Raw genomic sequence first — 22,811 nt, 5'->3', positions numbered from 1 at the left:
GTGACAGCTTCTTTTTGTGGAGGGCGGAAATCCGTACCCGTCCGCCCAACCCTGGCGGACAGGATGATAGCCTAGGTGCATTCAGACCCTCTTTCGAGGGTATTGCATGTCGGTGATTGGCCGTAAAAGATAGAGAAATCAGTACAGAAACAGAAGAGGTCCACTTGAAGGGGTCTACTGCATCCGTGGTCAGATCGGAAAAACAGGAACCAGCGCGTCCGAAGCATACCATCCGTACCATCCTGCGCTCCCTGCGCGAATACCGGAAGGCGAGCTTTCTGGCTCCGGCCTTCGTCTTTCTTGAGAGCGTCCTTGAGATTGTGATCCCGACCATCATGGCCTCCCTGATCGACCAAGGGGTCTCGGGGAGGTCCATGCCGGCCATCTTCAAGTTCGGGCTGATATTGCTGGCCTGCTCCGCCGTCTCGCTTTTCTCCGGGTTCATGTCCGGACGGTATGCGGCCATCGCCTCTTCCGGCCTGGCCAAGAATGTCCGCAGCGATCTGTTCGCCAAGGTGCAGTCCTTCAGCTTCACCAACATCGACCGCTTCTCCACCGGATCCATCATCACCAGGCTGACCACTGATGTGACCAACCTGCAGAATGCCTATCAGATGGTCATCAGGGTCGGGGTCAGGGCGCCGATCATGGTCATCGTGGCCTGGCTCTTTTCTTATAGGATCTCCAGGCCCATATCACTGGTCTTCCTGATTGCCATCCCCATCCTGGGCTTCGGGCTGATAGGCCTGTCCCTGCTGGTTCACCCCATCTTCGAGCGCGTCTTCCACACCTACGACCACCTCAACAATGTGGTGGACGAGAACCTCCAGGGCATCAGGGTGGTCAAGTCCTACAACCGGGAGGACTACGAAGAGCGCAAATTCAACGGGATTTCTTTGGCCATCTACCGGGCCTTCTGCAAGGCCGAGCGGATCATGAGCCTGAACCCGGCGCTGTTGAACTTCTGCATCTACGCCTCTCTGCTGGTCATATCCTGGATGGGCGCCTCCCAGATTGTGGCCTCCGGGAACAACGCCGCCCTGGGGCTGACCACGGGCGATCTGACCGCCCTGGTCACCTATGCCATCCAGATCATGATGGCCATGAACATGGTCTCCATGATCGTGGTCATGGTGGTCATCTCCCAGGCTTCCGCCGAGCGTATCTGCCAGGTGCTGAACGAGGTCAGCACCGTGCATGATCCCGCCAATCCGATCATGAAGGTGGCCGATGGATCCATCAGCTTCCAGGATGTGACCTTCCGTTACTCGGACCGGTCCGAACGCCCCGTTCTGAGCCATATCAATCTGGACGTTCCCTCGGGCTCCACCCTAGGCATCGTGGGCGGGACCGGCTCCTCCAAGTCCAGTCTGGTTCAGCTCATTCCTCGTCTCTATGACGTGACAGAGGGGTCCCTCCAGGTGGGCGGGGTGGATGTGCGTCAGTACGACCTGACCGTCCTGCGCGATCAGGTGGCCATGGTGCTCCAGAAGAATGTCCTCTTCACCGGGACCATCGCCGAGAATCTGCGCTGGGGCAACCCTGAGGCCACGGACGACGAGCTGGTGCGAGCCTGTACCCTGGCCCAGGCCGACGATTTCGTACGGGAGTTCCCTGATGGGTATCAGACCTACCTGGACGAGGGCGGCACCAACCTCTCCGGCGGCCAGCGACAGCGTCTGTGCATAGCACGGGCCCTTCTGAAGAAGCCTGACATCCTGATTCTGGATGACTCGACCAGCGCCGTGGACACCAAGACCGACCAGCTGATCCGCCGGGCCTTCAGTCAGGAGATTCCCGACACCACCAAGATCATCATCTCCCAGCGTCTGGCCTCCGTGGAGGACGCCGACATGATCGTGGTCCTGGAAGAGGGCAGGATTCTCGACAAGGGCACCCACCAGGAGCTTCTGCGAACATGTCAGGAGTACCGATCCATCTACGAATCACAGACCAGGAACCAGAGCGAGGAGGACAAGGACCATGAGTGACGGATCATTCAAGGACCGCAAGCCCCGCCTGGACAAGGCCGCGCCGGGGACGACCCGTCGCATCCTAGGCTACTTGCTGGCCTACCGCTGGCAGCTGGCGGTGATCGTGGTCTGCATCATCATCAGCGCCGGGGCCCAGGCGGCATCGGCCTTCTTCCTCCAGCCGCTTATCGACAACTACATCCTGCCGCTGGTCGGGGCCGACAACCCTGACTGGGGACCGCTGATGAGAACCCTGATTCTGATGGGTTGCCTCTATGCGGTGGGGACCTTCTGCTCCTGGTTCTGGAACTGGCTGATCGTCAAGGTCGAGCAGGGCACCCTGAAGACGATCCGCGACCAGATGTTCGCCCACCAGCAGGAACTGCCCATCGGCTTCTTCGACACCCATGAGCACGGCGACACCATGAGCCGCTACACCAACGACACGGATACCCTCCGCCAGGCCATCTCCCAGTCCTTCCCGCAGATGGTCTCCTCGGTCCTGTCCGCTCTGGCGGCCCTGATCTCCATGCTCTGGCTCTCCATTCCCTTCACCGTCCTGACCCTGGTCTTCGCGGCGGTCCTGATTGTGGTGGTCCGGGTTCTGGTCACCCGAAGCGGCCGGTACTTTGTTCACCAGCAGCGCTATCTGGGCCAGGTGAACGCCTTCGTCGAAGAGGCCGTCAACGGGCAGAAGGTCGTCAAGGTCTTCAACCATGAGGATGCCACCGCCAAGGTCTTCGCGGAGAGGAACGAGGAGCTCTTCCAGGCCTCGGCCCAGGCCAACACCTACGGCAACGTCACCATGCCGGTCGTGGGCAACATGGGCTACCTGCTCTATGTCATCCTGGCCATCGTCGGTGGGCTGGCCGGCATTGCGGGCATGGGCAATGTAGGACTGACCGGGGCGGGGCCGCTGACCCTGGGAACCATCGTCTCCCTCCTTACCCTTTCCCGCTCCTTCATCAACCCCATCGGCCAGGTCTCCATGCAATTCAACATGGTCATGATGGCCCTGGCCGGCGCCTCCCGGATCTTCGACCTGATGGACCAGCCTGCCGAGTCCGACCAGGGTACGGTCAGATTGGTCAGTGTCGAACTGGCCTCGGACGGACGGACCATGACCCCAGTCGATCACGAAACAGGGCACTGGGCTTGGAAGCGCGAGGCGGATGACGACGGCAGGCGCTCGTTGGAGGCCGCCATGAAGCTTCCCGGCGATGCCCGTGATGTGGCCCTGAAGGCCAAGGATCAGGCCATCACCTCCCCTGACGGGAGATACACCCTCCTCCAGGGGGATGTGCGATTCACCGACGTCAGCTTCGGATACGACCCGAGCAAGCCTGTCCTGCACGATATCACCTGGTTCGCCAAGCCCGGGCAGAAGGTGGCGCTGGTCGGTGCCACAGGTGCCGGCAAGACCACAATCACCAACCTGATCAACCGTTTCTACGACATCCAGCAGGGGCAGATCCTCTATGACGGGATCGATGTGAGGAATATCCGCAAGCCTGACCTCCGCCGCTCCCTGGGCATCGTCCTTCAGGATGTCAACCTCTTCACGGGTACCGTCCTGGACAACATCCGCTATGGTCGCCTGGATGCTACGGACCAGGAGTGCATCGAAGCTGCCAGGATGACCAACGCCGACAGCTTCATCCGCATGCTTCCCCAGGGTTACCAGACCGTTCTTGAAGGTGATGGAAGCGGATTGTCCCAGGGTCAGCGCCAGCTGATTTCCATTGCCAGGGCGGCGGTGGCGGATCCTCCGGCCATGATTCTGGACGAAGCCACTTCCTCAATCGACACCCGAACGGAGGAGGTGGTCCAGCAGGGCATGGACGCGCTGATGCGCGGCAGGACGGTCTTCGTCATCGCCCATAGGCTCTCCACGGTTCGCAACTCCGATGTGATCATGGTCCTGGACCACGGGCGAATCATCGAGCGCGGCAATCACGATGAGCTGATAGCCAAACACGGCGAGTACTACCAGCTCTACACCGGAGCCCTGGAACTGGAGTAGGGTTCTCCGGGATTGCCGAAGGTCAAAGGAAGGCGCCGAAAGGTATGACCCGGCGCAAGGCGAATGCCAGCCTAGGGGGTCGGTCCTTGATGGGCCGACCCCCTTTCATGTGTATGTCCCCGTTCATTCTCAGCTGTCGCCCCGAGCTGAACAAGTGCCGGTCAGTCATAGGACTCAGTAGCAATTTTTTAATATTTTCAAACAATTTATGCAGTTCTGAGGGCCGATTCCGACTATAGACTGAGAGCAAATATATACAGTTTTGCTGAGCAGACAAGGGGCTGATGACCATGGGCGTCACAGTGAAAGTCACAGAGCTGACGATTCCAACCTACGGAATCGGAAAACCGGACAAGAATCCGCAATTTATTGAAAATCGAGTCTACCAGGGTTCTTCGGGTCGGGTCTATCCCTACCCGGTCATCGAGACCATCTCGGATGAATGCAAGGATCAGGACTACAAGGCGGTCATTCTGGAGAACGAATACCTGGAGGTGACCGTCCTGCCTGAGCTGGGCGGACGCATCCAGTATGCCCGGGACAAGACCAACGACTATGACTTCGTCTACCGCAACCGGGTCATCAAACCTGCCCTGGTGGGCCTGACCGGCCCTTGGATTTCCGGCGGCATCGAGTTCAACTGGCCGCAGCACCACCGGCCCAGCACCTTCCTCCCGGTGGACTGCACGCTCAAGGACCTACCGGACGGTGGCAAGGCGGTGGTCTGCCATGATACCGACCGCATATACGGCACCCAGGTCACCACGACCATCGCCCTGCATCCCGGGCTCAGCGTCATCGAAATCTCGGCCCGGCTCTACAACGGCACGCCTTTGCCGCAGTCCTTCCTCTGGTGGGCCAACCCGGCCGTGGCGGTCAACGAGCACACCAGGACCGTCATGCCGCCAGATGTCACTGCGGTCATGGACCATGGCAAGCGCGACGTCTCCCGCTATCCCATCGCCACGGGGACCTACTACAAGCACGACTATTCCCAGGGAGTGGATATCAGCCGCTACAAGAACGTGCCGGTGCCCACCTCCTATATGGCTGCCCATTCGGACTATGACTTCGTCGGCGGCTACGATTTCTCCCGGCAGGCGGGCATTCTGCATGTGGCTGACCATCACATCTCCCCGGGCAAGAAGCAGTGGACCTGGGGCTGCGGGGACTTCGGCCACGCCTGGGATCGCAATCTGACCGATGCCGACGGCCCCTACGTGGAGCTGATGACCGGGGTCTTCACCGACAACCAGCCGGACTTCACCTGGCTCAAGCCCTACGAGGGCAAGACCTTCACCCAGTACTTCATGCCCTACAAGCAGGTGGGGCTGGTCAAGAACGCCAGCGTGGATGCGGCCCTGAACCTGGAGGTCGGCCCCGAGCAGACCTTCGGAGCTGCCGGAGAGCATGAGGGGATCGAGGCCCAGGGGCTGAAGGCCGGGCAGGGGCGAGTCACCGTCTACGCCACACGGGTTCAAAAGGATGCGCGTGTCCAAGTCGCTGCAGATGACGGATCTATCCTCTACCAGTGGCAGGGCACCCTAGGCCCCGACAATCAGGTCAGGGCCGAATTCGAGACAGGTGATCGTCCGGCCACTGCGCTGACAGCCCGGGTGGAGGACGCTCAAGGACGGCTCCTGGTCAGCTATCGTCCACAGCCGCCCGCCGGCGGAAGGATTCCCGAGCCGGCACAGGCCGCCGATCGGCCGGAACGTATCGCCACCAACGAGGAACTGCTGCTGACCGGTCTGCACCTGGAACAGTACCGCCACGCCACCTACCGGCCTGATCCCTACTACCTGGAGGGGCTCAAGCGTGACCCGGGCGATGCCCGCATCAACAACGCCTACGGCCGACTCCTGCTTCGACGCGGCGACTTCGCCGGAGCCGAGCGGCACTTCCGCACGGCCATCAAGCGGTTGACCTGGCGTAACAGCCAACCCTATGATTCCGAGGCCCATTACAATCTGGGCCTCGCCTTGAGCTATCAGGGACGAATGGACCAGGCCTACGACGCCTTCTACAAGGCTACCTGGGATGATGCGCAAAAGGAACGGGCCTTCTTCTGTCTGGCCTGCATCACGGCATGTCGCGGCCAGCTGGAGCAGGCTCTGGACTTCGTCCAGCGTGCCCTGACCCGCAACACCGACAACATCAGGGCTCGTGGGCTCAAGGCCTATCTGCTGCGTCGGCTGGGCAGGAAGGATCAGGCGGACCAAGTGGTCCGCGAGAATCTTGCCCTGGATCGGTTCGACTTCGTATCCGGCTACGAGCGGGTCTTGGCAGGCGGTGATCCGGACGAGCTGTCCAGCCTGATGCGCGGGGATTACCTCAACCTGCTGCGGACGGCACGAGACTATGCGGCATTCGGCGCCTATGAGGAGGCGCTGCAGCTGCTGGGCCAGGCCGATCAGCAGCAGCCCATGGTCCGGTATTATCAAGGCTGGTATCTGCACCTGCTGGGTCGGAAGGATCAGGCCCTTCAGGCCTTCCAAGCCGCTGAGGCCGCGCCTTCGGACTACTGCTTCCCCAATTCCCTGGATGATATCGCCCCCCTGCGCACGGCCATGACCCTGGTCGACGGTCCCAAGGCAGCCTATTATCTGGGCTGCCTCTACTACGACAAGTCTCTGACTGACCGGGCCATCAAGCTCTGGGAGCACTCCCGGCAACTGGACCCCGACTTCGCCACCGTCCACCGCAACCTGGCCATCGCCTATGGCAACAAAAGACACGATTGGCAGGCCGCCGATCAGGAAATCGAGACCGCCTGCCGGTTGGATCCCGAAGACGCCCGGGTCTTTTTGGAGCGGGATCAGCTCCATAGGCTGATGGGCTGGAGCTTTGCCCGTCGGCTGACGGAATTTGAAAAGCATCCATCGGTTGTGGCCCGCAGGGACGATCTCTATATCGAATACCTGAGTCTGCTCAACCAGACCGGCAGCTACGAACGGGCCTATCGGCTGATGAGTGGTCGGCACTTCCACCCATGGGAGGGTGGTGAGGGCAAGATCACCGCCCAATACCGAATATCCCTGACGCTGATGGCCAAGGACGCCATGGCGGTCCGGGATTGGGATCGTGCTGCGGACCTGCTGGAGCGAGCCATGACCTATCCGGAGAACCTGGGCGAAGGCAAACTGGAAGGTCAGAAGGACAACGATCTGCACTACTACCTTGGGCTGGTCAGACGATCAGCAGGTGACCAGGAAGCTGCGGATCAGGAGTTCCGTCTGGCCTGCCTGGGCTCGGGGCAGGTGGGGGAGTCGCTCTATTACAATGATCAGCCCGCCGAGATGGTCCTCTTCCAGGGGCTGGCCCACCAGGCCCTGGGCGAGCAGGGTCCGGCCAACGCCTGCTATTACCGGCTGCTGGACTTCGGCGAGCAGCACTTGGACGACCATGTGGAAAAGGACTATTTCGCAGTCTCCCTGCCCGATTTCCTGACCTTCGATGCGGACTATACCCGCATGAACCGGGTCCACTGCCTCTACCTGATGGGCCTGGCACGCATCGGTACAGGGCAGATCGATCAGGCGCGGGAGTGCCTGAAGCAGGTGCTGGAACTGGATGCCGGCCATATTCAAGCCGGGTTGTTCACTGATGAATTGGACCACAGGGCAATTCTTACCGGGAGGAAGGCATGACCAAGGTGGCATTGACCGGTGCTTGGCGTGTTGAGTCCCCGCCTGAACTGCAGGGAACCGTCCTGCTGCCAGGCACGTTGGACACCAACGGACTCGGACATGATGATCAGGAGCTGTCTGCTGACTATGGCAGTGGCAAGCCCGGCCCCATCGGCTCTCGGCTGACCAGGCGGCACACCTTCGAGGGGACTGTCAGGCTGTCCCGGCAGATTCGATGGACCCCGCAGCCGGGGCGGAGGATCTTCTTCGAGGTGGAGCGCGCTCGCCGCCTGGAGGTCAGGGTGGGCGAACGTCTGGTTGAGCCCTATCGCCCCCAGACCTTGAACACGCCGCATGTCTTCGAGCTGACCGGGCTGCTGACGGGCGATGACCTGCTGCAGGTGGATTCCGACAACGCCTATCAGGGCATGCCCCACGACGCCATTCTGGATTCCTCGACCGCCACCGACCACACCCAGACCAACTGGAACGGGCTTCTGGGAGAGATTGGCCTGCGTGTGGAGGAGGATACCTTCCTGGACAGGGTTCGTGCCTACCCCCATGGTGATGCGCTGACCATAGAGGCCGATGTGGATTCGGGACAAGGATTCCACGGTCGCCTGAGGCTCTCTTCCGATGCGCTGGCCCAGCCTCTGGAGGTCGCTGCGGACCTGGAACCCGGGCGGCGAACACTGACCTGGTCCGATCTGCAGCTTGATGCCCGGGCGGATCGCTGGGACGAATACCAGGGCTGTCTGCATGGCATGACAATCGAGCTCCTGACACCGGACGGATCCAGGGTGCTCTCGCGGGTCAGCACGGACTTCGGCATCCGTGACTTCGCCGCCGATGAGCGGGGGAGACTGGCGCTGAACGGCAGGGCCTTCTTCTTGCGTGGCGAGGCCAATTGCGCTGAGTTTCCGCAGACCGGCTTCCCGCCCATGGACGTGGGCTCCTGGATTCGTATTCTGGAGGCCTACCGGTCATACGGAGTGAATGTGGTCCGCTTCCATTCGCACTGCCCGCCCGAGGCGGCCTTCATCGCGGCGGATCGGATGGGGATGATGATGCAGCCCGAGCTCTCCCATTGGGACCACCAACATGCCTTCCAGGAGGATGTCAGTTACCGCTACTATCGCACCGAACTGGAGCAGACACTGCTCTTCCTGGCCAACCACCCCTCCTTTGTCATGCTCACCCTGGGCAACGAGCTGTCTGCGGATGCGACCGGTCACCAGCGCATGGCTCAGCTGATCGAGGATGCCCGGGGCATCGACGACACCCGGCTCTATGCCAACTCCTCCAACCCGCACTATGGTCAGCTGGGCAGTGACGACTGCAACGAGGTCTACACCTCAGAGTCCTACAAGGACCATGACCTGCGCTGCTGCTTCGCCGACATGCGTGGGTCCACCAATGCGGTGCATCCGGGCACTGCCCACAATTTCGAGGACTCCATGCAGGCAGTCCGCAAAGAGTGCACGGTTCCGGTCTATGGATTCGAGGTCGGCCAGTATGAGGTGCTGCCGGACTTCCGGGAGATCGAGGAGTTCACCGGGGTCACCCGTCCCGACAATTACGCAATGATTCGTGACAGGGTTCGTGAATCGGGCCTAGACCAGCGTACCTGGCTGGATTGGGTGGCCGCTACAGGCGAACTGTCACGAATCTGCTACCGGGAGGAGGTGGAGTCCGTCCTGCGAACCCCTTCCATGTCTGGGCTTTCGCTGCTGGGTCTTCAGGACTTTCCCGGACAAGGCACGGCTCTGGTGGGCATGATGGATGCCCATCTGCACCCCAAGCGCTTTCCCTTCGCCCGTCCTGAACGTTTCCGGTCCTTCTTCACCGATCAGTTGCCGCTGGCAGTCATGGACCGTTACGCCTATACCAACCGGGAGAAGCTTTCAGGGACGGTCAAGGTGGCCAACTACGGCCGACGCACCCTTCGGGGTGATCTGCGGCTGCGGTTGCAGGGCCCGGGGGTTGATCTGGAACATGTCTTCCGCAAGGTCACCTGTCCGGTGGGCAAGCTGACCGATCTGGGAGCCTTCGAATTGCCTCTGGACGGAGTTGAAGGCAACCAACGCTGCCGTCTGAGTCTGGAGATCGACGGCGTGGCCAACGTCTATTCGGTCTGGGTCTACCAGGACAGCCAGTCTGATCGTCCAGACGGTCTGTACGAAGCCAGGAGGTTCGACCGTCAGGCGCGTCGGGTCCTGGATCAGGGGGGCACGGTCTATCTGAGTCCCGACTCCACACCCCAGTCCCTGCCCAGATCCGTTCAGGCCCATTTCTCCACGGACTTCTGGTCGGTGGGAACGTTCAAGGAACAGAGCGGCACCATGGGGCAGTTCATTCAGGCCGACCACCCTGTTTTCGCAGATTTTCCGACCGACTCGCACACTGACTGGCAGTGGTGGCCCATGGCCACCCAGCGGGCCATCATCCTGCCCGAGCGCTATCAGTCCATCATCACCGAGATGGACAGCTACGCCTACCTGCGACCCATGACGCAGCTGCTGGAATGCCGTTGCGGCAGGGGTCGGCTTCTGCTCTCCTCCATGGGCCTGCAGAATCTGTCCGAATATCCTGAGGCCAGGGCCCTACAGGCCAGCATCTACCGGTATCTGGGCTCCAAGGACTTCAACCCGCGCCAGCGGATCGATCCCGGGGTCATCGACCAGCTGGTCGCCTGAGTCCCGCTGTCCGCCAAAGTGCAATAAGGGGTCCGACCCGCAATTTCTGCAGGTCGGGCCCCTTCTGTCCGGATGGGCTGAGTCCTATCTCAGAGGATGCCTTGGGCCACCATGGCATCGGCCACCTTGGTGAAGCCGGCCACATTGGCGCCCAGCATCAGGTCGCCCTCATGCCCGTATTCCTTGGAGGCCTGGTAGGACTTCTGGAAGATCCCGGTCATAATGTCCTTGAGCCGCTGGTCCACCTCGTCGAAGGTCCACTGCAGGCGCAGCGAGTTCTGGCTCATCTCCAGACCGGAGACTGCCACGCCGCCGGCATTGGCGGCCTTTGCGGGCCCGTAGAGCACCTTGTTATCCTGGTAGACCTGGATGGCCTCGGGGGTGGAGGGCATGTTGGCGCCCTCGCAGACCACGGTGCATCCGTTGGCCATCAGGGCCTTTGCGGATTCCCCGTCGATTTCGTTCTGCGTGGCGCAGGGCAGGGCGATGTCGCAGGGTACGGTCCAAACGCCCTTGCAGCCCTCGTGGTACTCAGCGGAGTCCACGCGGTCCGCATACTCGCGAATTCGGCCGCGGTGACCCAGCTTGATGTCCTTGACGACGTCGAGGTCAATCCCCTTGGGATCGTAGACGTATCCGTTGGAGTCGGATGCCGTCACCACCTTGGCGCCCAACTGCTGGGCCTTTTCGGTGGCGAAGATGGCCACGTTGCCCGAACCGGAGATGACGACAGTCTTGCCCTGGAAGGAATCCTTGCGCAGCGTCTGCAGGGCTTCCTGGGTGTAGTAGCACAGACCGTATCCTGTGGCCTCGGTCCTGGCCAGGGAACCGCCGAAGGTCAGGTCCTTGCCGGTCAGCACGCCCGAGTACTCGTCGCGCATTCTCTTGTACTGGCCGAACAGGTAGCCGATCTCGCGCGATCCAACGTTGATGTCGCCGGCGGGCACGTCGGTGAACTGTCCGATGTGGCGCTGCAGCTCAGTCATGAAGGCCTGGCAGAAGCGCATGACCTCGGCATCCGAGCGGCCCTTGGGGTCGAAGTCGGATCCTCCCTTGGCGCCGCCCATGGGCAGCCCCGTCAGCGAATTCTTCAGAATCTGCTCGAAGCCCAGGAACTTGATGACCGACTCGGTCACGGTCGGGTGGAAGCGCAGGCCGCCCTTGTAAGGGCCGATGGCCGAATTGAATTGAATCCGGTAGCCGCGGTTGACCTGGACATGGCCTTGGTCATCGGTCCAGGCCACACGGAACTTGACTGCACGCTCGGGCTCGACCAGGCGCTCCAGAACGCCGTTGGCCTCATACTCGGGATGCCGCTCCACCACGGGCTCCAGGCTGGAGAAAACTTCACGCACAGCCTGCAGGAATTCCGGCTGGTCGCCGTCGCGCTTCTCAACCTGCTGGTATACGCGCTTGATGTATTCGTTGGTGAGCATCTGAGCTCCTTTGATTAGGAATGGCCGGTCCGTCCGGTCCACAAACGATTGGGTCCGCCCTCAAGAGCCTACGGGGGCTGGCGGAATCTTATCCTATGGTAAATGCCTCAAAGTTACGTCACAAGAATTTTGGCCCGTAATGTCTGACATGTGGTCGTTCAAAGGCCCGAACAATGAGAGAACAAGGAAGCGCAATCAAGGCCGCTAGCGAAAGTTGAGTCTCTATGACTCAACTTTTATTCCTTGGGTGAACATCGGGCATGGAACCCGGGGTCTGCGGTTTGGACAAAGTGAAGGGCAGGGAGCCCGGGTGGACAGGTCAGGATGTCCACCTGAGGTACCGGTCCGCAGCAACCATGACTTAAAGAATCAGGAGATGTGATTATGGCTATGTTTCCCGCATTGATGAACAATTCGATCTTCGGCGACTTCTTCGACGATCCCTTCTTCAACAACTGGCGTGACGGGCGCCGGCAGGGTCAGAGCGCCAAGAACGCGCTGAACAGCCCCTTGATGAACACGGATGTACGTGAGAAGGATGGACAGTACCAGCTAGCCATCGACATGCCCGGCTTCGACAAGAAGGACATCGGTCTGCGTCTGGAGGATGGCTACCTGATTGTCTCCGCCCAGAAGAACAGTGACCAGGGCGACAAGGATGACCAGGGACGGTGGATTCGGCGTGAGCGCTACACCGGGTCCTGCTCCCGCAGCTTCTATGTGGGTGACAAGGTCCGCCAGGAGGACATTCATGCCCACTATGCCAACGGCACCCTTGAGGTGACCCTGCCCAAGACCAGCATCGAGCCGGCTGACAACACGCAGAACATCGCCATCGAGGACTGAGGAATTCGGGACCTTATCGGACCGCCTGAACGACTGCTATACTGATTGAGCGGCAGCCGTTCGGACGGCCCTTTTGTCGTGTCAACACGCTATTGCCCAATTTTGGGTCTATCAATGCTATACTTGCCATTTGGCGTGTCTTTCGGCGCGCTGTGTAACCGGCCGAGGATCGGATAGAAGGCTTATGGCAAAAGATGGTGTGATCGAGATGGAAGGGCGTGTGGTCGAGGCCCTCCCGAATGCGATGTTCCGCGTCGAGCTCGAGAACAAGCACCTGGTGCTGGCCACCATTTCCGGCAAGATGCGTAAGAATTACATCCGCATTCTGCCCCAGGATCGGGTGGTGCTCGAAATGAGTCCCTACGATCTGAACCGCGGACGGATTACGTACCGGTACAAGTAACAAGGTACACAAGCAAAGGAAAACCATGAAGGTCAGCCCTAGTGTGAAGAGAATCTGCGAGAACTGCCGCGTGATTCGTCGTCACGGCCGCGTCATGGTGATCTGCAAAAACCCACGCCACAAGCAGCGCCAGGGCTGAGCGGATTCCCAGCGGCAACGAACACCAAAGGCGCTGAGTCACAGCCGACAGGCTGAACCCCGGGTGCGCAGGCCCGGGCCGGGAGACCGGAAGACTCGGTGCACGACCTGCGTAGAACAAAAAGGAATCGCAATGGCACGTCTTGCCGGAGTCGACATCCCCAACGAGAAGCGCATAGAGATAGCCCTCACCTACATCTTCGGTGTGGGCCGTACTCGCGCCAAGGAAACACTTGCCGCGACCGGAGTGAATCCGGACACCCGCGTCAAGGATCTCACGGACGAGCAGCTCATTACGCTGCGTGATTACCTCGAGGGAAACTACAAGATCGAGGGTGATCTGCGTCGTGAGATCGACGCTGATATTCGCCGTAAGATCCAGATCAATTGCTACCAGGGCCAGCGCCACCGCCGGGGCCTGCCTGTGCGCGGCCAGCGGACCAAGACCAACGCCCGCACCCGCAAGGGACCCAAACGTACCGTCGCCGGAAAGAAGAAGGCGACCAAGTAAGGCCGTATGCGAAGCGGGGATGAGGGTCCCCGATGGTTCGCACTAGCAATCAGTTATTCGTGACAAGGAAACGAGGATCAATGGCAGCAGCAAAGCAGGCCGCGCGCAAGCCTCGTCGTCGGGATCGCAAGTCGGTTCCGGTCGGGCAGGCGCATATCAAGTCAACATTCAACAACACCATCATCTCCATCACCGATCCTTCCGGTGCTGTAGTGGCCTGGGCTTCGGGCGGCGACGTAGGCTTCAAGGGCTCCCGCAAGTCCACTCCTTACGCAGCGGGCATGGCCGCCGAATCCGCAGCCCGCAAGGCCATGGAGCATGGGGTCAAGAAGGTGGATGTCTTCGTCAAGGGCCCGGGTTCGGGCCGTGAGACCGCCATCCGCTCCCTGCAGTCCGCAGGCCTGGAGGTCGGTTCCATCTCCGATGTGACCCCACAGGCACACAATGGCGTTCGTCCTCCCAAGCGCCGTCGCGTCTGAGCACTAGAAAACCCATGAATCCACCCGCGAAGACCGGTGAGTGCACCACCGGTCGGAGCTGAAAGGATAGCAACAGTGCTTATTGCACAGCGTCCGACTCTTACTGAAGAAGTCGTCAATGCCCAGCGCTCCCGTTTTACCATCGAGCCGTTGGAGCCTGGATTCGGGTACACCCTGGGCAACTCCCTGCGTCGTACCCTGCTGAGCTCCATACCCGGTGCGGCTGTGACCTCGGTCCGCATCTCGGGTGCCCTGCACGAGTTCACCACGCTGCCAGGTGTGGAGGAGGACGTCACTGAGATCCTGCTCAACATCAAAGGCATCGTGCTGACCAGCGAGTACGACGAGCCCGTGGTCATGTATTTGCGCAAGAGCGGCAAGGGCGAGGCCACCGCCGGGGACATCACCCCGCCGGCCGGCGTCACCGTGGCCAATCCTGATTTGCATATCGCGACCCTGGCCGAGGATGGCGAGCTGGAGATCGAGTTTACGGTGGAGCGTGGGCGTGGATACGTCCAGGCCCAGCTCAACAAGCAGGACAACGATGAGATTGGCCGCATCCCGGTCGATTCTATCTACTCTCCTGTGCTCAAGGTCAGCTACAAGGTCGAGGCCACCCGTGTCGAGCAGCGCACGGATTTCGACAAGCTGATCCTGGATGTGGAGACCAAGCCCGCCATCTCGCCGCGTGACGCGGTGGCATCCGCCGGGTCGACCCTGGTTGAGCTCTTCGGCCTCTGCCGCGAACTCAACACCCAGGCTGAGGGCGTGGAGGTCGGACCCGAGCCTGTGGTGGAAGAGGCCGATCCGCAGATGTCCGTGCCGATTGAGGACCTGAACCTGACGCAGCGTTCCTACAACTGTCTCAAGCGCGAAGGAATCCATACCATCGGCGAGCTGGTCTCGCATACCGAGCAGGATCTGCTGGACATCCGCAACTTCGGCATGAAGTCGATCGATGAGGTCAAGGAGAAGCTTGAGGGCATGGGGCTGTCGCTGAAGGCCTCTCCGCTGGGCTTCGACACCAATAATCTCGAGGGAGGCACCTTCTTCTCGCCTGATGACGAGTGAAGGATAGCAGCCTTCGTATGAGCGGGCGAGGGGGAAGGGTTCCGTCGCCTGCTGACAGAAATGCCGGGAAGTCGGATGTTCGGGCGTATGCCCACCTGTCCTCCCGGACCGTAAGGAGATAATCCAATGCCAAAACCTAGCAAGGGCCCACGTCTGGCCTCCAGCCCGGCGCACGAGCGGCTGATGCTGGCCAACATGGCCACAAGCCTCTTCGCCAACGGCCGTATCACGACCACCCTGCCCAAGGCCAAGCGCCTGCGTCCGCTGGCCGAGCGGCTGATCACCTTCGCCAAGCGCGGGGATCTGTCCGCCCGTCGCCGCGTCATGCGTGTCATCCGTGACAAGTCCGTGGTCCACATCCTGTTCACCCAGATCGCCGAACAGATGCAGCAGCGTGAGGGTGGCTACACCCGCATCACCAAGATCGCGCCCCGCCGCGGAGACAACTCCCCCCAGGCTGTGATCGAGCTGGTAACCGAGCCCCTGTCGGCCAAGAAGGCCGTCGTCAAGGAGGCTGAGTCCGCTGCCAAGGTGGCCGCCAAGGACGACAACGCCGAGGTGGCCGCAGCCACCGATGCCGCCGTCGCCGAAGGCGCTGCCAAGGACGCTGTCGACCAGGCCGTCGAAGCCAATGAATCCGATCAGGACGTGGCCCAGGCCGACAAGGCCGCCGAGGATCTGGAGCAGACCGCTGACAAGGCGGATCAGACCGAGGCCCAGGCCGAGGAAGATGCCGACGTGGCCGAGGATGCCGAGAAGGCCGCTGAGTAATCGGTTATTGCATTCGATGACGGGGTCGGGGAGCATGGCTCTCCGGCCCCGTTTGTCATTGGCGCCAGGGAGGTCTTGATGGAGGATCAGGAAGGGAAGATGACCCTTGTCAGGCTGCGCTTGGATCTGGCCTACGACGGCGGTGGCTTCCATGGCTGGGCCCGGCAGCCAGGACTCCGCACGGTCCAGGGCTGCATCGAACATGCCCTGTCCTTGATCACTGGGGTGCGCAGATCACAAGGCGGGATTGCCCACAGACAAGTCGTCTGGGAGCCAAGACTGGTTGTGGCGGGAAGGACCGACACAGGTGTCCACGCATCTCATCAGGTGGCGCACCTGGACATTCCTGAAGCTGTGCTGGAGGCCTGCAGAGGACATATGGGGGTCGATGGTGTTTCGGCCCTGGAACGCCGTCTCCGGCACCTGTTGCCTGCTGACATCGTTCTACTCGGTCTCAGATTGGCCCCTACCGGCTTCGATGCCCGCTTCTCTGCCTTGGAGCGCACCTACCTGTACCGTGTCAGCCAGGGGGGTCAGCCAGGGGATCCACGTATGCGGGGCTATGTGCTGGACATGGAGGGGAGCCTGGATCTGCAAGCTATGAACGAGGCTGCAGCGGAGTGCATCGGCTTGCATGACTTCGGGTCCTTCGCCAGACCAAACCCCGGCGGCACGACCATCCGCAAGGTCCTGGCAGCACACTGGGACCAGGTTCCCACCGTGAATCTGTTCGGGGCTGATCCAGGGCGGAGCGCCGTCGGATACCTTCCTCCCTTCATGGAATCCGGGCTTACCGTCTTTCGGATCGTAGCCGATGCATTTGCCCATAACATGGTCCGCTCGTTGGTCGCAGCCTGCATTCAGGTGGGCCAGGGACGTCGGTCCGTGCAATGGTTCGCCGACAAGGTGGCCCACCCCCTGCGTGAAGGCTCCACCGGTCCCATAGATGCTCGGGGACTGACCCTGGAACATGTGGCCTACCCGCCTGATGACCAGCTTGCTGAACGGGCGCAGGCCATCCGAGCCCGCCGTACACTTTGACATCAGGGTCGTTCGCGGTGACGGTTGACTGCGCCACGCCGCTTGCCAGGTAGGGACTCTGTGGCATAATAGAAAAGTTGTTGTTCGGCAGTGTCGGGCAACGACCATGGTTGAGTGTCCGAGCGGTCTAAGGAGCACGCCTCGAAAGCGTGTGAGGGCAACTCCCTCCGCGAGTTCGAATCTCGCCTCAACCGCCCTCATTGGCCCCGGCCCGACGGTCGGGGTCTTTTATGTTTAATCCTGTTGCCGCCTTGCACACTTGTAGTGGCTCACTTGGAGCATCAAGTTTCGTAATCGCTGCCGGTATGCAGTCCATGTAAGACCGGCTTTTTGCGGGGAACTGAGAAAATGACACCCGTCGTTTGATTTATGGACTGTCAGACGGGATTGGTCCTCCGTATGCCCTCTTTGGCTACTTGGTCCGGCTTGGCCATGAGCCGCGATACCGAACAGATGAAAAGACCGTCCAATGCAGAAGGCGATGTGGTGGCCAGCACCAGGTCGCCTCCTGCATTGCACGGGTTCATACCCCCCTGCGTTCCTTGGGAATGTTCCTGTGGAACACGTTCTATAATATCACCACCTGAGCCTTTGACGCCACCCGCAATGTTTTGTGAAATTTGCAGTAAGCAATAGTGAATCTGTTTTGTTTGATGGTCGATCTTCATGATTGGTCAGGTTTTGGGCATGAGTTGCCAGGGTTGCTCGTATATGCATATGAGAAAACTTGCGAGTGCGATCAGTGCACCCTACGGATGGGCTGGCCCGGCGTCAGTGCTTTGGTGTCTGCAGCAGGGCTGACGATGTGGCCGGGTAGCCGAGGTTCATGGCCATGGACATGTGGGCTACGATCATGTCGACCAGGGCCGATGTGGCCTGCTGGTGGCTTTTCGCGTTCTGGCTGGCATCAGTTCGTATGGTGCCTGAGGAGCCGTTCAGTTTCTTCCCCACGGCCAGGAGGGTCCGGGCCGTATCCATCTCGATCAGGGCAGGGGTAGGGGTCTGTATTCCGTTGGCGGGATCGGTGCACTCATCCGGGTGCGCCAGCAGATCAGTGGTGGGATAGACCCCCTGCCGGGGATCGTGCTTGGCGTGACCAACCAGAATCTGCGCGGCCGCAGTGTGTGCATCGGCCAGGGTGAGCATCCATGCGGCATCCGTCTTACGCGCTGCGAGCACCGAAAGTTCGAACCCGGAACGATCTTCGCCTGTAATGGCCTGATCGGCCAACTCGACTGGCAGTGCCTTGGCCAGTGGATCCAGCTGCTGTGCAGCCTGGACCAGCCTCAACGTGGCTGTTTGACGATTGGCCTGTCCGCCCTGGGAGGCTGCCAAAGACTGGGCTGCGTGTACCGTGGCTTCGTCCAGGCGAGCAGGGCATTCACGTGCCGCTTGGATCCAGACCTGGGCCCGACTGTTTGCCTGATCTTTTTGAAGTCGTTCCGACTGCCGGGCTCGCGTCCATGCCTGCTCACAGGCTGTGGGACGGAGATTGTCAGGGTCGTGCTGGCTGACATGCACCGCCGAGGGCGCGCATCCTGAGATGGTGACAGCCAGCAGAAGAACTGCGATGCCGGCCCTCATTTGTCTTGCCAGGATCGCTGGCCGACGACTCGCCCATCCGTGGTGTTCAGGAACCGGCAGTGTCTGCATGAAAGGCTAGAATAGTAGGCATTGCAGACTAAAAGAAGCACGGTCTGAATAACTTCATAGGAGGTCTTGACATGGAACTGGACCTGGCTGAAATTCATCAGCTGGCACACGAACAAGGGATTGATGCCGAGACCTTGGACCAAGCACTGGGCGAGGCTCTTCTTCTGGCCTACCAGAAGTCGCCTCATGCAGCCAAACACGCACGTGTGGAGCTGGACGAACGTGCGGGGACTTTTACCATCTGGGCGCAGGACGAGATTGCTCGCGAGCCCACGCCGGAAGAACCCGAACCGGGATACGATCTGGGTGAGGAATACGACGACACACCGAAGGACTTCGATCGGCTGGCAGCCTCCACGGCCCGCCAGGTCATCCGTCAGCTTTTCCGACAGGCCGATGATGAGCGGGTCTTCGGAGCTTTCTCGGGCCAGAAGGGCCATCTGATCACCGGAATCGTGCAGCAGGATGCCAGCGATCCCGGCAATGTGCATGTGGCCGTGGACAATGTCGAGGCCATTCTGCCCCGCCGCGAGCAGGTGCCTGGAGAGCATTACCGGCACGGCCAGCGAATCCGCGTCTACGTGGTCAATGTCTCCCGTGGGCTCAAGGGGCCGGAAATCATCGTGTCACGTTCCCACCCGGAGCTGGTTCGCCGCCTCTTTGAGCGGGAGGTGCCCGAGCTGGTCTCCGGTGCGGTCTCCATCATGGCCATTGCCCGTGAGGCCGGTGCCAGAACCAAGATCGCGGTCCGTGCCAACGCCAAGGGGGTCAATCCCAAGGGCGCGCTGATCGGTCCTGCCGGCGCTCGCGTCCGTGCCGTCATGGAGAACCTGGGGCCTGAGAAGATCGACATTGTGGACTGGTCCAAGGATCCCGCCGAGTTTGTGGCTGCGGCCCTGTCCCCGGCCGTGGTCCGTCAGGTGCAGATCGTCAGCGAGCCCAACCGCACGGCCATTGCCTTCATCAAGGATGCCCAGCTCTCCCTGGCCATTGGTAAAGAGGGCCAGAACGCCCGTCTTGCCGCCAAGCTGACCGGATGGAAGATTGGCATCGAGTCCGAGGAGGCCCACCAGCAAAAACTACGTGAACTGCAGGCGCAATCGGCTTCGGCTGCTGGTGAAGACGCCTGAGAGCAAACATCCGACGACGCGAGTATGCTGGACCCGGTATCCCGAGTCCGGAGGTTCATGCCGTCGGCCCCGGCACAGAGACGAGGTAACACGATCATGGTCGCACGATGAGACAGGATATGTTCGCCGTCATGAAAGAGTGATCGCGCCGGTCATATGCGCGGTCCGGTAAGGAGAAAGTAAGTGCCCAAAGCACGCGTGTATGAGCTGGCCAAGGAATTTGGCGTAGACAGCAAGACTGTTCTGGCGAAATTGAAGGACATGGGCGAATTCGTCAAGTCCGCATCCTCCACTGTCGAGGCCCCTGTGGTTCGTCGACTCAAGAACGCTTTCCCTCAGAAGGGACAGGGCGACGCCGGTCAGGCCGCTGCACGAAATGCCCGCCCCGGCAACCCTAATCATGGAAGCGGCCAGGGTCAGCATGGCCGCCCGCAGTCCGGCGGCACCCAGCAATCCACACCTGGGCCCAAGCCCGGACAGAACCGTAGGCCCTCGGCCGGCGGCGAGGCGCCACGGGGTCAGCAGCGTCCCGGTGGCCACTTCCCCAAGCCTGGTGCCCCTCAGGGCAACCGCAACGAGCATGAGCCGCGCAACCAGTCCCGTGGACCCAAGCCTTCAGCCATGGGCAGGCCCGGTCCCCAAGGCTCACGCAACAACGGTCGTCCCGGCGGTTCCAATGCTGCGGCGACGCGTCATGGTGCACGGCCGGGAGCATCCACGCCTCGTCCAGGCAACAATCCTTTCAGCCGCAAGCAGGGGATGAAGGCCCCCATGCCTTCGGATATCCCCAGGCCGCATCCTATGGCCCGGCCCACCGTCAACGACTCCCGCAGGGGCCGGGGCGGATTCCGTAACGGTCGTGGCGGCCGTTCCGGGCAGGGCGCCCGTCCAGGGCAGTGGGGCCATAACCGTCCAGGCCAGCAGACGCATCAGGGCGGCGGCAGTCGCTTCGGCGGCGCTTCGTCGGCACCATCAGGTGGCTTCCGCGGCGGTTCAGGCCGTGGTGGTCGCGGTCGCGGCGGCGCTGCTGGAGCATTCGGTCGCCAGGGAGGCAAGTCCTCCAAGGCCCGCAAGAACCGGATGGCCAAGAGGCACGAATTCCAGGAGATGAAGGCACCCGTCATCGGCGGCGTGCGCATCCCAGCAGGCAATGGACGTACCGTCAAGCTGCGCCAGGGCGCCACCCTGGCCGACCTGGCCGACAAAATCAATGTCAACCCCGCTGCCTTGGTCACGGTGCTCTTCCACCTGGGCGAGATGGCTACGGCCACCCAGTCCCTGGATGAGGCCACCTTCCAGATTCTGGGCGACGAGATCGGGTGGAAGATCCGCATCGTCTCCGCCGAGGAGGAGGACAAGGAGCTTCTTCAGCAGTTCGACATCAACCTGGACGAAGAACGCGAGGACCAGGACGACAAGAACCTGCAGCCCAGGCCTCCGGTGGTCACGGTCATGGGCCATGTCGACCACGGCAAGACACGGCTGCTGGACACCATCCGCAAGACCAACACGACCACCCAGGAGGCTGGCGGAATCACCCAGCGCATCGGGGCCTACCAGGCCACGGTCACCCTGGACGGGGAGGATCGCAAGATCACCTTCCTGGACACCCCTGGCCACGAGGCCTTTACGGCCATGCGTGCCCGTGGTGCCGAGCTGACCGATGTGGCTGTCCTGGTGGTGGCCGCGGACGACGGCGTCATGCCGCAGACCGTGGAGGCCATCAACCATGCCCAGGCCGCCCATGTACCCATCGTGGTTGCTGTCAACAAGATCGATGTCGAGGGAGCCAATCCCCAGAAGGTGCGTGGCCAGCTGACCGAATTCGGTCTGGTATCCGAAGAGTATGGCGGCGACACCATGTTCGTCGACATCTCCGCCAAGCTGGGCACCAACGTGGACAAGCTCCTGGAGGCCGTACTGCTGACCGCCGACGCCGATCTTGACCTTCGGGCCAACCCCGATATGGACGCTCGCGGCGCCACGGTCGAGGCCCGTCTGGACAAGGGACGCGGAGCTGTGGCCACTGTGCTGGTCCAGCAGGGTACCCTGCATGTGGGCGATGCCATTGTGGCTGGATCGGCTTACGGCCGTGTGCGAGCCATGCTGGACGAGAACGGTCGGCAGATGGATGCTGCCGGTCCTTCCACACCGGTCCAGGTGCTCGGTCTTACCTCGGTGCCCACGGCCGGCGACCTCTTCCTGGTCGCGCCAGACGATCGCACCGCTCGTCAGATTGCGGAGAAGCGCGAGGCCTCGGCCCGTGCCGCTCAGCTGGCCAAGCGCCGCAAGGTGGTCTCCCTGGAGAGCCTGAAGGAGCAGTTCGCCAAGTCCGAGGTGGACATGCTCAACATCGTCATCAAGGGCGACTCCTCCGGCTCGGTCGAGGCTCTGGAAGACTCTCTGATGAAGATCGAGGTCTCCGACGAGGTCGGGATCCAGGTCATCCACCGGGGCGTGGGCGCCATCACCCAGAACGACGTCAACCTGGCCACGGTCGACAAGGCCGTCATCATCGGCTTCAATGTCCGTCCCAACAGGCAGGTCCAGGATCTGGCCGACCGCGAGGGTGTGGAGATCAAGTACTACTCGGTCATCTACAACGCCATCGAGGACATCGAGGCAGCACTCAAGGGTATGCTCAAGCCGGAGTACGAGGAGGTCACCACCTCCCACTCCGAGATTCGTGAGATCTTCCGCTCCTCCAAGTTCGGCAACATCGCTGGCGTCATGGTCCAGGACGGCACCGTCAAGCGGGGCACCAAGGCTCGCATCGCCCGCAACGGGGTGGTCACCATCAACGACCTGGAGATCTCCTCCCTGCGCCGGTTCAAGGACGACGTCAACGAGGTATCCGAAGGATACGAGGCTGGCATCAACCTGGGCTCCTTCAACGACATCGAGGTGGGCGACATCATCGAGACCTACGAGATGCAGGAAGTGGAACGCAAGTAGAGCCTGTCGACCATCCGACCGCGCGTGGGATGGTCCGTGGCGATCCGCCCCGGTCC

17 protein-coding genes and 1 tRNA gene are annotated in these 22,811 nt (G+C 61.4%); 15 read left to right on the top strand and 3 right to left on the bottom strand.

The window, feature by feature from the left end; genetic code table 11:
- The first annotated feature begins 185 nt into the window (after positions 1 to 185).
- The 4 genes from H3S97_RS01725 to H3S97_RS01710 all read left to right on the top strand — a co-directional run bounded on the left by H3S97_RS01725 (position 186) and on the right by H3S97_RS01710 (position 10,321).
- A complete protein-coding gene (locus H3S97_RS01725; protein ID WP_408610410.1) occupies positions 186 to 1,991 on the top strand; it encodes an ABC transporter ATP-binding protein in 1,806 nt (601 codons plus the stop codon).
- Complete coding sequence (locus tag H3S97_RS01720) at positions 1,984 to 3,996, top strand: ABC transporter ATP-binding protein (RefSeq protein ID WP_198219444.1); 2,013 nt, start codon at positions 1,984 to 1,986, stop codon at positions 3,994 to 3,996. Before H3S97_RS01725 ends, H3S97_RS01720 begins: the two co-directional genes overlap by 8 nt.
- 284 nt (positions 3,997 to 4,280) lie before the next feature.
- A complete protein-coding gene (locus H3S97_RS01715) occupies positions 4,281 to 7,646 on the top strand; it encodes a DUF5107 domain-containing protein (RefSeq protein WP_198219443.1) in 3,366 nt (1,121 codons plus the stop codon).
- The gene (locus tag H3S97_RS01710; RefSeq protein ID WP_198219442.1) at positions 7,643 to 10,321 is read left to right on the top strand and encodes a glycoside hydrolase family 2 protein; all 2,679 of its coding nucleotides are present in this window, start codon (positions 7,643 to 7,645) and stop codon (positions 10,319 to 10,321) included. The genes H3S97_RS01715 and H3S97_RS01710 overlap by 4 nt, the downstream gene beginning before the upstream one ends.
- Positions 10,322 to 10,410: 89 nt before the next feature.
- Here H3S97_RS01710 and gdhA read toward each other — a convergent pair whose 3' ends face one another.
- Positions 10,411 to 11,757: an NADP-specific glutamate dehydrogenase gene (gene gdhA, locus H3S97_RS01705; protein ID WP_198219441.1), complete on the bottom strand. Its 1,347-nt coding sequence runs from the start codon at positions 11,755 to 11,757 to the stop codon at positions 10,411 to 10,413.
- A 384-nt stretch (positions 11,758 to 12,141) separates the two neighbouring features.
- Between gdhA and H3S97_RS01700 the strand changes: the two genes are divergently transcribed.
- The 9 genes from H3S97_RS01700 to H3S97_RS01660 all read left to right on the top strand — a co-directional run bounded on the left by H3S97_RS01700 (position 12,142) and on the right by H3S97_RS01660 (position 17,211).
- Entirely contained in the window at positions 12,142 to 12,603 is a 462-nt protein-coding gene (locus tag H3S97_RS01700; protein ID WP_198182924.1) for an Hsp20/alpha crystallin family protein, read from the top strand.
- Positions 12,604 to 12,787: 184 nt separating this feature from the next.
- Positions 12,788 to 13,006, top strand: a complete 219-nt coding sequence (infA, locus tag H3S97_RS01695; RefSeq protein ID WP_198187441.1) for a translation initiation factor IF-1 — start codon at positions 12,788 to 12,790, stop codon at positions 13,004 to 13,006.
- Positions 13,007 to 13,031: 25 nt separating this feature from the next.
- Complete coding sequence (gene rpmJ, locus H3S97_RS01690; protein WP_015022330.1) at positions 13,032 to 13,145, top strand: 50S ribosomal protein L36; 114 nt, start codon at positions 13,032 to 13,034, stop codon at positions 13,143 to 13,145.
- Between the two features lie 132 nt (positions 13,146 to 13,277).
- Positions 13,278 to 13,655, top strand: a complete 378-nt coding sequence (rpsM, locus tag H3S97_RS01685; protein ID WP_015022329.1) for a 30S ribosomal protein S13 — start codon at positions 13,278 to 13,280, stop codon at positions 13,653 to 13,655.
- Positions 13,656 to 13,735: 80 nt separating this feature from the next.
- Positions 13,736 to 14,134: a 30S ribosomal protein S11 gene (rpsK, locus tag H3S97_RS01680; RefSeq protein ID WP_015022328.1), complete on the top strand. Its 399-nt coding sequence runs from the start codon at positions 13,736 to 13,738 to the stop codon at positions 14,132 to 14,134.
- A 75-nt stretch (positions 14,135 to 14,209) separates the two neighbouring features.
- Positions 14,210 to 15,205, top strand: coding sequence for a DNA-directed RNA polymerase subunit alpha (locus H3S97_RS01675; RefSeq protein ID WP_015022327.1), 996 nt, complete (start codon positions 14,210 to 14,212; stop codon positions 15,203 to 15,205).
- 126 nt (positions 15,206 to 15,331) lie between these two features.
- Entirely contained in the window at positions 15,332 to 15,976 is a 645-nt protein-coding gene (gene rplQ / locus H3S97_RS01670) for a 50S ribosomal protein L17 (protein ID WP_198177326.1), read from the top strand.
- Between the two features lie 78 nt (positions 15,977 to 16,054).
- Positions 16,055 to 17,017, top strand: coding sequence for a tRNA pseudouridine synthase A (locus tag H3S97_RS01665; RefSeq protein WP_232356205.1), 963 nt, complete (start codon positions 16,055 to 16,057; stop codon positions 17,015 to 17,017).
- A 108-nt stretch (positions 17,018 to 17,125) separates the two neighbouring features.
- A tRNA-Ser gene (locus H3S97_RS01660) sits at positions 17,126 to 17,211 on the top strand.
- Positions 17,212 to 17,394: 183 nt separating this feature from the next.
- On the opposite strand, the gene H3S97_RS01655 is transcribed toward H3S97_RS01660, so the two are convergent.
- Both H3S97_RS01655 and H3S97_RS01650 read right to left on the bottom strand, forming a co-directional pair.
- Positions 17,395 to 17,685, bottom strand: coding sequence for a hypothetical protein (locus H3S97_RS01655; RefSeq protein ID WP_198219440.1), 291 nt, complete (start codon positions 17,683 to 17,685; stop codon positions 17,395 to 17,397).
- A gap of 103 nt (positions 17,686 to 17,788) precedes the next feature.
- Positions 17,789 to 18,601 carry a hypothetical protein gene (locus H3S97_RS01650; RefSeq protein ID WP_198219439.1) on the bottom strand — a complete coding sequence of 271 codons (813 nt, stop codon included), beginning with the start codon at positions 18,599 to 18,601 and terminating at the stop codon, positions 17,789 to 17,791.
- A gap of 140 nt (positions 18,602 to 18,741) precedes the next feature.
- Between H3S97_RS01650 and nusA the strand changes: the two genes are divergently transcribed.
- Both nusA and infB read left to right on the top strand, forming a co-directional pair.
- A complete protein-coding gene (gene nusA / locus H3S97_RS01645; RefSeq protein ID WP_198219438.1) occupies positions 18,742 to 19,800 on the top strand; it encodes a transcription termination factor NusA in 1,059 nt (352 codons plus the stop codon).
- A 183-nt stretch (positions 19,801 to 19,983) separates the two neighbouring features.
- On the top strand, positions 19,984 to 22,755 hold the full coding sequence (gene infB, locus H3S97_RS01640) for a translation initiation factor IF-2 (protein ID WP_198219437.1): 2,772 nt from the start codon (positions 19,984 to 19,986) through the stop codon (positions 22,753 to 22,755).
- Positions 22,756 to 22,811: the final 56 nt, after the last annotated feature.

Source organism: Bifidobacterium choladohabitans (assembly GCF_016102005.1).
Taxonomy (GTDB): domain Bacteria; phylum Actinomycetota; class Actinomycetes; order Actinomycetales; family Bifidobacteriaceae; genus Bombiscardovia; species Bombiscardovia choladohabitans.
Note: the sequence above shows the minus strand (reverse complement) of the source record. Positions and strands in the feature narration are given on the sequence as shown.